Source organism: Actinomadura rugatobispora (assembly GCF_055379765.1).
This window is the reverse complement of record NZ_AP029191.1, coordinates 4508250-4520876: the sequence shown is the minus strand read 5'-3', so window position 1 is coordinate 4520876 and position 12627 is coordinate 4508250. Positions and strand designations below refer to the sequence as shown.

Here is a 12627-nt window from a genome sequence, read left to right as displayed (position 1 = left end):
GCCGCCCGAGTCGCTCCCCTCGCCTGGTCAGGGCAACTTGCGGTCGTCCACGACGACGGTCCCGATCAGGCGGTGGCGCCACGGCCGCCGTGAGCGGACGGCCCAGGCTCCGAAATCCACGATCGTGGTCGCGACCACCAGTGATTCGGGTTGGGAGCGTTGCAACACGCGCAGTCCGAGCCTCCTGGCGAGCGTGCTCAGTCCGGGCGGGGTGCCGTCGCGTGCGGTCACCGTTCGCAGCCCCATCACGCGCTGCCCCGGGGTTCGGCCCCCCAGCACGGACGGGACGACCTCATACCCGAGTTCGAGCAGGAGCGACCACCATTCGGGGGTGCTCTGGGGCAAGGGGTTCCGCGGCATGAAGAACCATTTCAGCACCCTTTCGCGGCTCGGCGGAGCCTGCGGGGGCGTCTCCTCCACGTCGGCCTGGTCTTGCCGGAAGCTGCGGATCGCGTTCCGCAGTGGGGGACCCCAGAGCGGCGCGGACACCGCCACGAGCAGCACCATGTCGATCGACTCCGCGGCGGCCCGCCGCCGGAAAGGAGCCGGAATGATCTCGTTCGCCATGATCAATGACACCACGGCGAGCACACCCCTGGCGATCGCCGTCCGTGACCGGTTCAGGCTCCGCGGCGGGGCGGGACGGAACGGTGGTAGGCCCGTGCCTCGCTGCTGTGCAGCAGGACGACGGGGGTGGCCAGCATCAGGAGCAGGGCGCTGGGAATCGCCTGCGCGAACACCAGCAGTGCGAGGCCGATCAGCCCGTAGACGCCCGCCAGCACGGTGGCGAGCCGGCGCGACCAGGATTTGCCGCGCTTGACCTGGTCGGCGGTGACGAAGTGGGCGGCGGCCACCGCGCCCCACAGCGCGATCCAGCCGCCCCACGATCGCAGTCCGCCGAGCAGGTCGTCGCCGGTCACCGCGAGGAACAGCAGCATGGCGGCCAGCCCCCACGACAGCCAGCCCAACACCGTGCCCGCGTGTTCCACCGACGCGGGCACCGGGACCTCTGGACGGCGGGACCGGGCGAACACCCCGTTGTGGGCGCGCACGTCCCGGTGCAGCAGTGGCCCGCCGCCGAACAGCATCACCAGGATGGCCATGATGCTCGTGGCGATGTCACCGCCGGTGGCCCGGAACACCGCGATGTGGCCGAGGAGCACGGCGGCCGCGACCGCGACCCTCCACGCGGCTTTGGAGGGGCGGCGACCGGCCGGCGCCGCCGAGGACCAGCGCGGCGGCGATGGCCGGCAGCGCGGCCGAGTTCTTGGTCGCGGTGTCCCAGTCGGATCCGCCGAAGAAGCCGCCCTCGCCGACCGCCAGGGCGATCACACCGCCCAGCAGCGTCAGCGGCGCCACCCCGAACGGCAGGCAACCGAGCGAGCCGACCGCGTCCGACGTCGTTTCACCGCCCGGTTCCCGGCTCTGCGTCACAGCGGACCATCCCGTCAGCACGACCTCGCTTGATCGACCACCGGAACGACGCTGAGCGGGCCGGAGTCGGCCAACCGGGCCGAAGGGCCGCCGGACTAGCGGGTGTCGCCGAGGGCGTCCAGGTGGCGGGTGAGGGCGGCGCGCATGCGGGTGGGCGTGGCGCGTTCGGGGCGCATGGCGGCGTGGACGGCCAAGCCGTCGACGAGCGCGTGGAGGCGGTCGGTCTCCAGTTCCACGTCGCTGCCGGGAGCCAGCGCCCGCGCCAGTTCGCGGCAGCCCGCGTGCAGGACGTCGTGGGCCTTCTCGCACAGCGCGCGCAGCTCTGGGTCGACGAGGGCGCGTGCGTTGAACGCGAGCCACACCTGGTTCTCCGCGGCCCGTTCCTCGTCCAGGGGGAGCACCTCACCCAGGATCCGCTCGGCCCGCTCGCGGGGGCCGGCCTCCGGGCCGATCCGGGCGATCCGTGCCTCGATCCGCTCGATGATCAGGTGGAGCGTGAAGTTCAGCAGCTCGGACTGGGTGCCGAAGTAGTGCCGCAGCGATCCCATCGAGAGCCCGGCCTCGGCGGCCACGTTCCGTACCGAGGCGCGGTCCAGCCCGTCGCGCCGGACCACCCGCCAGACGGCCGCGGCCACTTCCTCCCGGCGTGCGGCCGGGTCCACCACTTTCGGCATGGACTCTTTATAGCACAGTCGTGCTAGCATCCGGTTTGTAGCACAGTCGTGCTATGACAATCTCCGGAAGGATTCGCATGTCCTCTCGCACGCTCCGCGTCCTGAGCACGCTGGTCGGGGTACCGCTGCTGCTGAGCGGGTGCGGCTTCGCCGTGGCCGCCGCCGCGCAGGCCGGGTCGGACGGTTCCTTCGCCACCCCGGGACAGCGGTTCGCCACTTCCGCCGCCGCCCTGAAGACCGACGAGATCCAGGTGGGCGCGGACACGGCGCACGCCGACGATCCCGACCCCGACATCGGCGAGGCCGCCAAGGTGACGATCGTGGTGCGCGCCGCCGACCCCGGGACGCCGATCTTCGTCGGCATCGGCCCCAAGGCCCAGGTCGAGGCGTACCTGCGTGGAACTTCCTACGACGAGTTCGTCTCGGCCCGGCTGGCCCCGCTGCGGCCGTCGTTCCGCCGCGTGCCCGGGACGGCCGCCTCGCCGCCGGACGCCCAGACCTTCTGGGTGGCGCGATCGTCCGGGACGGGCACCCGCCGGTTGGCATGGGACAAGACGCAGGGAGCCTGGTCCGCGGTCGCGATGCGCCTGGACGGACGGCCTGGCGTGGACGTCCACGCCTCCATCGGGTTGCGTTTCGGCTTCCTGGCCCCGGTAGCCGCCGGCACCCTGGCCGGTGGCGCCCTGATGCTCGGCTACGCCGTGTTCGCTCACCGAAGGAGCCGTGGCGCACCGGCCCGCCGGGAAGGCTGACCGTGACCCGCGGGCCGCGGATCGTCCATCGCGCGGGGCCGGACCTTTTCAGCCGCTCAGGCCGCGCAGGAGTTTGCGGAGCAGGTCGTCCAGGGTGCCCAGTTCCTGGTCGTCCAGGGCTGACAGCAGGCGAGTGACGTTGGCGGTGTGCTCCGTCATCGCGGTGTCCACGGTGGCGTATCCGCGTTCGGTCAGGCGGATCTGGAAGCTGCGCCGATCGCCGGGGTCCAGTGTGCGTTCGACGAACTCCGCCTTTTCCAGCCGGTCCAGCCGGTTGGTCATCCCGGCCCGGGAGAGCATCAGCAGTTGCGACAGCTGGGAAGGGCTCTGGATGTAGGGCTCGCCCGAGCGTCGCAGCGCCGCGAGCACGTCGAACTCGCCGCGCTGGAGGCCGAAGGTGGTGAACACCTTCTCCTGGGCCGGGCCCAGGAGGAGGGAGAGGCGGCCGAGGCGGCCGGCGGCGGCGATCGCGGTCAGGTCGAGGTCGGGGCGTTCGCGGTGCCAGGCCTCGATGACGCCGTCGACCGCGTCCGGGGAGTCTGCGCTTGCGGAGTCCATGGACCCACTGTACTTCGATGGCGACACTATTCGATCCAGAATAGTTTGACATCGTACTATCAGACGTGGAATCATCCTTGCCATGAGCGAGCCACAGCATCCGCACCACACGGCCGGAGCCCGGCCGGTCCTGGTACGCCGCGACGAGGCCGAGGTCCTCGGTCCGGCGCCGGGCACCCTGAGGCTGCTGGCCGACCTCCCGGCCACCGGCGGCTTCCTGACCAGTCACCGCAGCACCCTGGGCCGGGGCAAGGACGGGGCGACCCCGCACTACCACCGGGACTCGGCCGAGATGTTCTTCATCCTCGACGGGCGTCTGCAGGTGCTCATCGACGACGAGGTGGTCACCGCGAGGGAGGGAGACCTCCTGGTCGTGCCACCGCACACCACCCACGCCTTCGCGGCGGCACCGGATTCGGCCGCCGACGTGCTGATCGTGCTCACCCCTGGCGTCGAGCGGTTCGACTACTTCCGCCTGCTCGACCGGGTCCGCCGCGGCCAGGCCGACCCGCAGGAGATCCAGCGCACGCAGGAACGCTTCGACAACCACTTCGTGGACAGCGCCGCCTGGCGCCACGTCCGCGCGGCCTGACCACAACCCAGGGAGTCATCATGCGCAAGATCATCGCCTCGACCTATGCCACGCTCGACGGCTTCATCGACAATCCGCACGAGTGGTCGCTGCAGTACAACAGCGAGGACGCCATGGGCTACGCCTTCGCCATGACCACCGGCTGCGACGCGCTGCTGCTCGGCCGCGTCACCTACGAGGGCATGGCCCAGGCCTGGCCGAACATGGGCGGCAACCCCTACGCCGACCACGTCAACGCCATGACCAAGTACGTCGTGGCCTCCCAGCCGGTCGACACCACCGCCTGGAACCCCACGGTCGTCATCCCCGGCGGCGAACTGGCCGACCAGGTCGCCAAGATCAAGGAGCAGGACGGCCAGGACATCCTCATCTGGGGCAACGGCCGGCTGACCGACGGCCTCGCCGCCCACGGCCTGCTGGACGAATACCGGGTCTGGATCTACCCCGTCCTCAAGGGCCGGGGCGAGCCCCTCTTCCGCCCCGACAGCGTCATCGGGATCGAACTGGCCGACACCACCACCTTCACCTCCGGCGTCGTCGTCCACACCTACAGGCCGACCGCGTAGCGGTCGAGGGTCAGGGGGTGAAGACCTCGGCTGTGGCGGTCAACTGGAGGGCCGCGCCGCTGGCCGTGGCGAGCGGGCCGAAAGTGATGCCTCCCGCGGCCAGCACGCGCCCGTCGCCGAGGCCCACGGCCGCGAAGTCCCAGCGGCCCGTGCTCAGCCCCTCGGTGACGCTCCAGGTCCGCGCGGCCGGGTCGTAGACGAACGCCTCCCGGTAGCCGACGTCCACGCAGCCGGAGTCGGTGCCCCCCACCACCAGCACGTTCCCGGACGGCAGCGGCACGGCGCAGTGGAAGCTCAGGGCCCACGGCATGTCCTCGGCCGCGCTCCACCGGCCGGTCGCCGGGTCGTAGCGTTCGGTCGAGGACAGGCTGTACGGGCTGTAGGCCCAGTTCTGGAAGATGCCCTGCCCGCCGCCGGTCAGCAGCACCGTGCCGTCCGGCAGCGGCACGGCCCGCGCGTCGATCCGCGGCGTGACCAGGTTCCCGGTCGGCGTCCACGTTCCGGCCGCGGGATCGTAGGTCTCGCAGTGGGCGATGCCGGCGCCGTCGTCGCGGGTGACGATCACCGTGCCCCCGGCGACCAGCACCCGGCCGTCGCCCAGCGGGACGGCGGGGTGCCCGGTGCGGACGTCGGTCATCGGGCCGGTCTCGGACCAGGTGCCGGTGTCCGGGTCGAACAGCTCGGCCGAGTCGAGCGTCCGGTACGACTCCGCGCTGCGGATCGAGGTGCCGCCCGCGACCAGTACCTTCCCGTCGGGCAGCGGGGTCGCGGAGTGGAAGTAGCGGGCCTGGCGCATGCTTCCGGTCGGCGTCCACGTTCCCGTCGCCGGATCGTAGATCTCGGCCGAGGCGAGTTCGCCCGGCGGCAGGGAGAACGCCCCGCCGACCCCGCCGGCGGCCAGGACCCGGCCGTCCGCGAGGAGGGTGAGCGTGTGCAGCCTGCGGGTCGTGGTGAGGCTCGCGGTGGGCGTCCAGGTGTTGGCGGCCGGGTCGTACACCGTCGCCTCGCCGAACGCGTTGCGCCGCGCGTCCTCGCCGCCGGCCAGCAGGACCTCGCCGCCGCCGAGCAGCACCGCCGTGTTCGTGGCCAGCCACGTGGCCTTCGGCAGTTCGCCCGCCGCCGACCACCCGCCCGGCGCAGCCGCGGCCTCGGCCGTGCGCGCCGCCCCCGTCGCTCCCATGACCACGACACCCTCCAGTCTCGGTACGACCACCGAGTGTCGGGCATCGAGCCCGCTGAGTGATATGTCGAATACTGAGGGTTAAGGGTGGCAGGGGCGCCAGGGTGAACTCACCGCGGCTCTATCGTTGCGGTCATGGTCGACATGCCGTCGATGGAACCCGCGGTCTTCCACGCGCCGTTCCGCGATCAGTTCGAGACGTTCCTCGATGAGCACCGGTCCGCGCTGCACGACAGCCTGGACGGGCTGACCGAGGAGCAGGCGCGCCGGTCGCTGGTCGCGTCCAAGACCACGCTGCTGGGGCTGGTCAAGCACGCCGCGTTCGTGGAGAAGGTCTGGTTCGACGAGGCGGTCGCGTGCCGGTCGCGGGCCGAGATCGGCATTCCGGACTCGCCCGACGAGTCCTACGATCTCGACGACGGTGACACGATCGCCTCCGTCCAGCGGGCCTACCGGAAGGCGTGCGCGGCGTCCCGCCGGGCCACGGCGGAGCTGGCGCTGGACGACCTCGTGCGGGGCAACCGCCGGGGCCCGCTTCCACTGCGCTGGGTCTACCTCCACATGCTGCGTGAGCTGGCCCAGCACTGCGGCCACGCGGACATCCTCCGCGAGCAGGTCCTCCGTGAGGACGCGGAAGGCCAAGCCGCTCCCTAGTAGGACTTTGTTAGTTCGGTATCATATGGGATGATCTTGGTGTGACTCCGGCTGAGCTGGCTGAGGTTCGTGGCCGTCTTGAGGACTTCGCGGGTGAGATTTTCACGCCGTTCGCGCGTCGTGAGCAGCGCTTGAACGGCGGGCTGTATCTGCGGGGGCTGATGCTGGACGGGCGGCGTAAGTCGATGCAGCCGATGGCCGAGCGCCTGGGGGTCGATCATCAGCGGCTGCAGCAGTTCATCACGTCCTCGACGTGGGATTTCGTGGCGGTGCGGCGGAGGTTGGCGGATCGGTCGCTGCGGGTGGTGGAGCCGGAGGCGTGGCTTCTGGACGACACCGGACACCTCAAGGACGGGGACGGGTCGCCGTGTGTGGCCCGGCAGTACACCGGGACGGCGGGCAAGGTGACCAACTGCCAGATCGCGGTGAGCGTGCATGCGGTCACCGACGCCTGCTCGGCCCCGCTGAACTGGCGTTTGTTCATGCCCGAGCGGTGGGATGACACGCTGGCCGCCGATCCGCAGGAGGCGGGGCGGATCGCCGAGCGGCGCAGGCGCTGCGGCATCGGCGATCAGGTACGGCATCGTCCCAAATGGCGGCTCGTCCTGGACATGATCGACGAACTGGCCGCCTGGGGGCACATGCCGCCGCTGGTCGTCGGTGACGCCGGATACGGCGACAACACCACCTTCCGGCTGGGACTGACCGAGCGCGGCATCGGCTATGTGATGGCTGTCAAGGCCGCCACCAGCGCCTACGACGGCGACGCGGTGCCGGTCACGCCGGCCTATTGCGGACGCGGCCGCCCGCCCGGGCCACGCTACGCCGGGGATGCCTCCAACCTCCGTGACCTGGTGCTGGCCGCCGGCCGCGCGAGCCTGCGGCGGGTGACCTGGCGCCAGGGCACCAGGAAGACCGCGGCCAACCCCACCGCCAAACTGCGTTCACGCTTCACCGCGATCCGGGTACGTCCCGCCAACCGGGACATCCCCAAAGCCGCCGACGGCAGTGTGCCCGCGTGCTGGCTGCTGGCCGAGTGGCCGCCCGGTGAGCCCGAGCCCACCGACTACTGGCTTTCCACGCTGCCCGAAAACACCCCGATCAAGACCCTCGTACGCCTGGCCAAGATCCGCTGGCGGATCGAACACGACTACCGCGAACTCAAGACCGGCCTCGGCCTCACCCATTTCGAGGGCCGCTCCTGGACCGGCTGGCACCGCCACGTCACCCTGGCCTCGGCCGCACACCTCTTCCTCACCGAACTACGCCTGGCCAGCCCAAAAGCGGCCGGGGCGGCCTGAGTCTCTACAAGATTCTCAAACAGCTCCAAGTGCTGCTCGCCACCTGGAGCGGCCGATGCCCCACATGCCACCAGCACCCACCATGACGAACTAACAAAGCCCTACTAGGGGCCCGAGGAAGAACCACACCGTGGTCAAGAACGCGTCCGGCGGCGGATAGTTCGTCGCCGGTCTCCCTTTCGCGACGGCGCGTGCGGGAAGGGTCCGCGCTGTGGACGGGCTCGCGCGGGCGTCGCCCGACGGCACGCCGCGAGCCAGAGGGGGAGCGTTGGATCTCCAGATCCTTCCGCTGGCCATCACGATGATGGCGGGACCGCAGATCATGTCGGCCATCATCCTGGTGACCACGAAGCGGCCGGTGCGCGTCTCCCTGGCGTTCCTGCTCGGGGTGGCCGTCGCCGTGGCGATCGGGGTCACCATCACCCGCGGCGTCTTCGCGCTCCTGGGCGGCAGCGTGTCGTTGGGCGATCCCGCCGACAACGGATCCGTGGGCAAGATCATCCAGTATGTGCTGGTCGCGCTGCTGATCGCCGCCGCGCTGCGCAACTACGTCAAGCGGGCGACGATCGAGCCGCCCAAGTGGCTCGGAACGCTCATGGAGGCCACTCCCCGCCGGGCGCTCATGACCGGCTTCCTGGTGATCGTCCTGATGCCCTCCGACATCGTGATCATGCTGACCGTGGGGGCCCACCTGGAGCAGCACCACCTGGGCGTGGTCGCCGCCCTGCCGTTCCTCGGGCTCACCGTGCTGATCGCGGCGCTGCCGCTGCTCGCCCTGCTGCTGTTCCACAAGCGCGCCGAACGCGCCATGCCCGGTGTTCGCACGTGGATGAACACCCACAGCTGGCTCATCAACATCATCTGCTGCCTGATCTTCATCCTGATCATCCTCTGAGGACCGGGCGGCCCGCGGCGCATGTCACCCGCGGCAGGTGATACGCCGTCCGCCGTCGCCCGGACATGCTGCTGGGGAGGGACCGCACCGGGCGGTCCGCCGACGGAGACGAGACGGCATGGCCATCGGACCTGTTCAACTGGTCGTCCTGGGATTCGAACGGCCCGACTTCCACGGCGAGATCATCGACGAGCTGGAGCGGCTGCGCGAGAGCGACACGGTGCGCGTGATCGACTCGCTGGCCGTCTACAAGGACGAGGACGGCAATCTGGAGGTGGAGCACCTCAGCAACCTCAGCACCGACGAGGCGATCGAACTCGGCACCAAGATCGGTGCCCTCATCGGCCTGGGCATCGAAGGCGAGGAGGGCGCGGAGGCCGGGGCGCAGGCCGGTGCCGAGGCGATGGCCGGTGGCGCGGGGGCCCTCGACGAGGAGGACGCCTGGGACGTGGTGGCGGACATCCCGAACGACTCCGCCGCCGCGCTGGTGCTGCTGGAACACCACTGGGCGGTGCCGCTGCGCGACGCGGTGCTGCGCGCCGGGGGCTACCGGATCGCCGATGCGTTCATCAGCCCCCTCGACCTGGTCGAGATCGGGATGTACACGGCCGAGGAGGCCAAGCAGCTGCACGATCTCGAAACGGCCGCGGTGCGCAGGTGAACGTCACCGGGTACGGAAGGAAAGGAGCACGATGATGTTCGGAAGCCGTAGGGTCGCTCGGCGCACCTCGCGCCGGACCGCGCGCCGTACGTCACGCCGCCGCGCCTGAACGAGCAAGGCCCGTTCCGGTGAACGACGGGCAGGACGAAGGGTGTTCGAGCACGGGCCGCGAGCACCGGCCCGAACACCACCTCAGCCCCTCTCCGGCAGGCCGGAGGGGGGCTGCCCACGCCGCTGCACGCACTGAGCAGGCCGCGGTGGTGGCCGGCCGCGCGCAGGGGCGAGTGCTCGCGGACGGTGGTCAGGTGGGGCCGGGGTGCCAGGGGTGGAGGCGGGGGATCCAGGCGGGGACGGCGCGGCGGTACCGCTCGTACTCGGGGCCGAAGCGGCGGAGGAGGACCGGCTCCTCGCGCCAGCGCACGTAGGCGGCCGGGACGATCCACACGACGGCGGCGTACACGAGGAGGACGGGCCGGACGAGCAGCAGCGCCTCGCCCAGGACCATCGCCAGGATCGCCACGTACATCGGGTTGCGGACGTAGCGGTAGAAGCCGCCGACGACGAGGCGTTCGGGAGCCGCGGCGGGGAGCGGGGCCCCGAGCCCCTCCACGACGAACCGCCGGAACGCGTGCGCGATCACGTACAGGCCCGGCAGGAACAGCAGCAGGCCCGCCGCGCGCAGCGGCCACCACGAGGCGAGGGCGTCGCCGGATTCCAGCCCGGTCAGCCACCACGGCACCAGCAGGGCGACGGTGATCGGCATGAGGGAGAACGCGACGCTGACGAGGGCCGCTTTCTTCGTGCTCCTGGTCATGGGCTCACCGGCCTCAAGAGTTCAACGCATGATGAATTCCTCGTCCCAGAGTAGTCCGGCGGGCGCGGGGCGTCGAGGGGGTGAGATTCGGCGCGATGTGATCGAACGGGTTGACCGAACAGGATTCGGCTTCTAGGTTCCTTGCGGGCGGCCGTTCGTCAGTGTCGCCGGGGGACGACCCCGGCTGGAGGAGCCGAGATGAGCCTCACCGTGGAGGAGGCGGGCCGAGCGCTCGCCGATCCGGGCGCGTACGCCGACGAAGCACGGCTGCACGCGGCGCTGACGCTGCTGCGCCGCGAGGATCCGGTGCGCTGGGTGGAGGCGCCCGGCTACAACCCCTTCTGGGCGATCACCCGGCACGCCGACGTGCTGGAGATCGAGCGCGACCACGAGGTGTTCCTGAACGCCCCGCGCCCGCTGCTGGCCACCGCCGTCCAGGACGAGATCAACCGGACCCGCGCCGAGCAGGGCATCGGGCTGCGGACCCTGGTCCACATGGACGACCCCGACCACCGGGTGGTGCGGGCGATCGGCGCCGACTGGTTCCGCCCCAAGGCGATGCGGGCGCTGGAGCCGCGGATCAGGGAGCTGGCCCGCCGGTACGTGGACCGGATGGCGATCCTCGGCGACAGCTGCGACTTCGTCCGGCAGGTGTCGGTGCACTACCCGCTGTACGTGATCCTGTCGCTGCTGGGGCTGCCGGAGTCGGACTTCGACCGGATGCTCAAGCTGACCCAGGAGCTGTTCGGCGGCGACGACACCGAGCTGCGCCGCGGCGAGACGCCCGAAGAGGTCCTCGAGGTCCTCATGGAGTTCTTCGCCTACTTCCAGGAGCTCACCAAGGCGCGGCGGGCGCGGCCGACCGACGACCTGGCCTCGGCGATCGCGAACGCGACGGTCGACGGGGAGCCGCTGAACGACTTCGACACCACCTCCTACTACGTGATCATCGCGACCGCGGGGCACGACACCACCAGCTCCACCATCTCCGGCGGCCTGCACGCGCTGATCGAGCACCCCGACCAGCTGCGCCGCCTCCAGGACGACCCGGGGCTGATGCCGCTCGCGGTGGACGAGATGATCCGCTGGGTGAGCCCGGTCAAGGAGTTCATGCGCACCGCCACGACCGACTACGAGCTGCGGGGCGCCACGATCCGCGCGGGCGAGTCGGTGGTGCTGTCCTACCCGTCGGCCAACCGGGACGAGGACGTGTTCGACGACCCGTTCCGGTTCGACGTCGGGCGCGATCCGAACAAGCACCTGGCGTTCGGGTTCGGCGTCCACTACTGCCTGGGGGCGGCGCTGGCGCGGATCGAGACCCGGGCGTTCTTCGAGGAACTGCTGCCCCGGCTGGAGTCGATCGAGCTGGCCGGGACCCCGGAGGGCACGGCGACCACGTTCGTCGGCGGGCTGAAGCGCCTGCCGATCCGCTACTCGTTGAGAGGTTGAGCCGATGCGCGTCGAAGCCGCGGTCCTGCGCGCCGCCGACGGTCCCTACACGGTCGAGCCCGTGGAGCTGTCCGATCCCGGGCCGGGCGAGGTGGTCGTGCGGATCGCCGGAGTCGGGTACTGCCACACCGACATGGTCGGCCGCGGCATGCCCGGACCCGTGATCCTCGGGCACGAGGGCTCGGGCGTCGTGGAGGCGGTCGGGCCGGGGGTGACCGAGGTCGAGGTCGGCGCGCACGTGGTGCTGTCCATCGACTCCTGCGGGACGTGCCGGAACTGCCGCGACGCGCGGCCCGGCAACTGCGCGCAGATGGTCGAGCTCAACATGCTGGGCATGCCGCTGGACGGCGTGCCGCGCGTGAAGGACGGGCAGGGCGAGCAGGTCAACAACCGGTGGTTCGGGCAGTCGTCGTTCGCCTCGCACGCGCTCGCCACCGTCCGGAACGTGGTCCCCGTCGACCAGGAGGCGCCGCTGGAGCTGCTCGGCCCGCTGGGCTGCGGCGTACAGACGGGCGCCGGGTCGGTGCTCATCTCACTGGGCGTGGGGGTGGGCGACAGCATCGCCGTCTTCGGCACGGGCGCGGTCGGCCTCGCCGGAGTGATGGCCGCGCGGGTCGCCGGGGCCGCGACGATCGTCGCCGTGGACCTGAACGACGCCCGCCTCGAACTGGCCCGGGAACTGGGCGCCACGCACGTCCTGAACGGCGCCGAGGACGGCCTGGTCGAGAAGATCAAGGAGATCTCCGGCGGCGAGGGCGTCCAGTACTCCTTCGACACCACCGCGGTGCCGAGCGTCGTGTCGGCGGCGGTCGCGTGCCTGCGCACGACCGGCGTCTGCGGCCTGGTGGGCGTCGGCGGCGAGGAGTACCGGTTCGACCCGACGCTGCTGCTGATGGGCCGCACGGTGAAGGGCATCATCGAGGGCGACGCCGTCCCGCAGACCTTCATCCCCCGGCTGGGCGAGCTGTGGCGGCAGGGCCGCTTCCCCTTCGACCGGCTGATCACCACCTACCCGCTCGCGGAGATCAACCGGGCCGAGGAGGACGTCAACGCCGGGAAGGTCGTCAAGCCCGTCCTGCTCCCCGGCGGGTAGCGCC

16 protein-coding genes are annotated in these 12627 nt (G+C 71.0%); 9 read left to right on the top strand and 7 right to left on the bottom strand.

What is annotated here, in order from left to right; genetic code table 11:
- Window positions 1–27 precede the first annotated feature (27 nt).
- From ACZ466_RS19840 to ACZ466_RS19825, 4 genes are all read right to left on the bottom strand, one after another.
- Window positions 28–567, bottom strand: a complete 540-nt coding sequence (locus ACZ466_RS19840; protein ID WP_378282904.1) for an RDD family protein — start codon at window positions 565–567, stop codon at window positions 28–30.
- Between the two features lie 53 nt (window positions 568–620).
- Window positions 621–1163, bottom strand: a complete 543-nt coding sequence (locus ACZ466_RS19835) for a hypothetical protein (protein WP_378282903.1) — start codon at window positions 1161–1163, stop codon at window positions 621–623.
- Window positions 1120–1434, bottom strand: coding sequence for a hypothetical protein (locus tag ACZ466_RS19830; RefSeq protein ID WP_378282902.1), 315 nt, complete (start codon window positions 1432–1434; stop codon window positions 1120–1122). The genes ACZ466_RS19835 and ACZ466_RS19830 overlap by 44 nt, the downstream gene beginning before the upstream one ends.
- A 95-nt stretch (window positions 1435–1529) precedes the next feature.
- Complete coding sequence (locus ACZ466_RS19825) at window positions 1530–2108, bottom strand: TetR/AcrR family transcriptional regulator (RefSeq protein ID WP_378282901.1); 579 nt, start codon at window positions 2106–2108, stop codon at window positions 1530–1532.
- A gap of 77 nt (window positions 2109–2185) precedes the next feature.
- On the opposite strand from ACZ466_RS19825, the gene ACZ466_RS19820 reads away from it, so the two are divergent.
- On the top strand, window positions 2186–2860 hold the full coding sequence (locus ACZ466_RS19820) for a hypothetical protein (protein ID WP_378282900.1): 675 nt from the start codon (window positions 2186–2188) through the stop codon (window positions 2858–2860).
- A gap of 48 nt (window positions 2861–2908) precedes the next feature.
- Here the strand turns inward: ACZ466_RS19820 and ACZ466_RS19815 are convergent, their stop codons facing one another.
- Window positions 2909–3418, bottom strand: a complete 510-nt coding sequence (locus ACZ466_RS19815) for a MarR family winged helix-turn-helix transcriptional regulator (RefSeq protein ID WP_378282899.1) — start codon at window positions 3416–3418, stop codon at window positions 2909–2911.
- 82 nt (window positions 3419–3500) lie between these two features.
- Here ACZ466_RS19815 and ACZ466_RS19810 point away from each other — a divergent pair, with 82 nt between their 5' ends.
- Window positions 3501–4010 (top strand): cupin domain-containing protein, encoded by a 510-nt coding sequence (locus ACZ466_RS19810; protein ID WP_378282898.1) that lies wholly within the window; start codon window positions 3501–3503, stop codon window positions 4008–4010.
- Window positions 4011–4030: 20 nt separating this feature from the next.
- Window positions 4031–4576 carry a dihydrofolate reductase family protein gene (locus tag ACZ466_RS19805; RefSeq protein WP_378282897.1) on the top strand — a complete coding sequence of 182 codons (546 nt, stop codon included), beginning with the start codon at window positions 4031–4033 and terminating at the stop codon, window positions 4574–4576.
- Window positions 4577–4586: 10 nt separating this feature from the next.
- On the opposite strand, the gene ACZ466_RS19800 is transcribed toward ACZ466_RS19805, so the two are convergent.
- Window positions 4587–5756: a Kelch repeat-containing protein gene (locus ACZ466_RS19800; RefSeq protein ID WP_378282896.1), complete on the bottom strand. Its 1170-nt coding sequence runs from the start codon at window positions 5754–5756 to the stop codon at window positions 4587–4589.
- 135 nt (window positions 5757–5891) lie between these two features.
- On the opposite strand from ACZ466_RS19800, the gene ACZ466_RS19795 reads away from it, so the two are divergent.
- The 4 genes from ACZ466_RS19795 to ACZ466_RS19780 all read left to right on the top strand — a co-directional run bounded on the left by ACZ466_RS19795 (window position 5892) and on the right by ACZ466_RS19780 (window position 9267).
- Window positions 5892–6410, top strand: coding sequence for a DinB family protein (locus ACZ466_RS19795; RefSeq protein ID WP_378282895.1), 519 nt, complete (start codon window positions 5892–5894; stop codon window positions 6408–6410).
- A 41-nt stretch (window positions 6411–6451) separates the two neighbouring features.
- A complete protein-coding gene (locus ACZ466_RS19790; protein ID WP_378293577.1) occupies window positions 6452–7711 on the top strand; it encodes an IS701 family transposase in 1260 nt (419 codons plus the stop codon).
- A gap of 268 nt (window positions 7712–7979) precedes the next feature.
- On the top strand, window positions 7980–8606 hold the full coding sequence (locus tag ACZ466_RS19785) for a GAP family protein (RefSeq protein WP_378285369.1): 627 nt from the start codon (window positions 7980–7982) through the stop codon (window positions 8604–8606).
- 118 nt (window positions 8607–8724) lie between these two features.
- Window positions 8725–9267 carry a hypothetical protein gene (locus ACZ466_RS19780; protein ID WP_378285368.1) on the top strand — a complete coding sequence of 181 codons (543 nt, stop codon included), beginning with the start codon at window positions 8725–8727 and terminating at the stop codon, window positions 9265–9267.
- 301 nt (window positions 9268–9568) lie between these two features.
- Here the strand turns inward: ACZ466_RS19780 and ACZ466_RS19775 are convergent, their stop codons facing one another.
- Window positions 9569–10081 (bottom strand): methyltransferase family protein, encoded by a 513-nt coding sequence (locus ACZ466_RS19775; protein WP_378285367.1) that lies wholly within the window; start codon window positions 10079–10081, stop codon window positions 9569–9571.
- Between the two features lie 198 nt (window positions 10082–10279).
- Between ACZ466_RS19775 and ACZ466_RS19770 the strand changes: the two genes are divergently transcribed.
- Both ACZ466_RS19770 and ACZ466_RS19765 read left to right on the top strand, forming a co-directional pair.
- Window positions 10280–11530, top strand: a complete 1251-nt coding sequence (locus ACZ466_RS19770; RefSeq protein ID WP_378285366.1) for a cytochrome P450 — start codon at window positions 10280–10282, stop codon at window positions 11528–11530.
- A gap of 4 nt (window positions 11531–11534) precedes the next feature.
- The gene (locus ACZ466_RS19765) at window positions 11535–12623 is read left to right on the top strand and encodes an NAD(P)-dependent alcohol dehydrogenase (RefSeq protein ID WP_378285365.1); all 1089 of its coding nucleotides are present in this window, start codon (window positions 11535–11537) and stop codon (window positions 12621–12623) included.
- The last annotated feature ends 4 nt before the right edge of the window (window positions 12624–12627 follow it).

Excerpts from the sequence above, each read along its gene's own strand:
- ACZ466_RS19840 (WP_378282904.1), bottom strand. The coding sequence starts at position 567 with ATGGCGAACGAGATCATTCCGGCTCCTTTCCGGCGGCGGGCCGCCGCG.
- ACZ466_RS19825 (WP_378282901.1), bottom strand. The coding sequence starts at position 2,108 with ATGCCGAAAGTGGTGGACCCGGCCGCACGCCGGGAGGAAGTGGCCGCG.
- ACZ466_RS19820 (WP_378282900.1), top strand. The coding sequence starts at position 2,186 with ATGTCCTCTCGCACGCTCCGCGTCCTGAGCACGCTGGTCGGGGTACCG.
- ACZ466_RS19815 (WP_378282899.1), bottom strand. The coding sequence starts at position 3,418 with ATGGACTCCGCAAGCGCAGACTCCCCGGACGCGGTCGACGGCGTCATC.
- ACZ466_RS19810 (WP_378282898.1), top strand. The coding sequence starts at position 3,501 with ATGAGCGAGCCACAGCATCCGCACCACACGGCCGGAGCCCGGCCGGTC.
- ACZ466_RS19805 (WP_378282897.1), top strand. The coding sequence starts at position 4,031 with ATGCGCAAGATCATCGCCTCGACCTATGCCACGCTCGACGGCTTCATC.
- ACZ466_RS19800 (WP_378282896.1), bottom strand. The coding sequence starts at position 5,756 with ATGGGAGCGACGGGGGCGGCGCGCACGGCCGAGGCCGCGGCTGCGCCG.
- ACZ466_RS19795 (WP_378282895.1), top strand. The coding sequence starts at position 5,892 with ATGGTCGACATGCCGTCGATGGAACCCGCGGTCTTCCACGCGCCGTTC.
- ACZ466_RS19780 (WP_378285368.1), top strand. The coding sequence starts at position 8,725 with ATGGCCATCGGACCTGTTCAACTGGTCGTCCTGGGATTCGAACGGCCC.
- ACZ466_RS19775 (WP_378285367.1), bottom strand. The coding sequence starts at position 10,081 with ATGACCAGGAGCACGAAGAAAGCGGCCCTCGTCAGCGTCGCGTTCTCC.
- ACZ466_RS19770 (WP_378285366.1), top strand. The coding sequence starts at position 10,280 with ATGAGCCTCACCGTGGAGGAGGCGGGCCGAGCGCTCGCCGATCCGGGC.
- ACZ466_RS19765 (WP_378285365.1), top strand. The coding sequence starts at position 11,535 with ATGCGCGTCGAAGCCGCGGTCCTGCGCGCCGCCGACGGTCCCTACACG.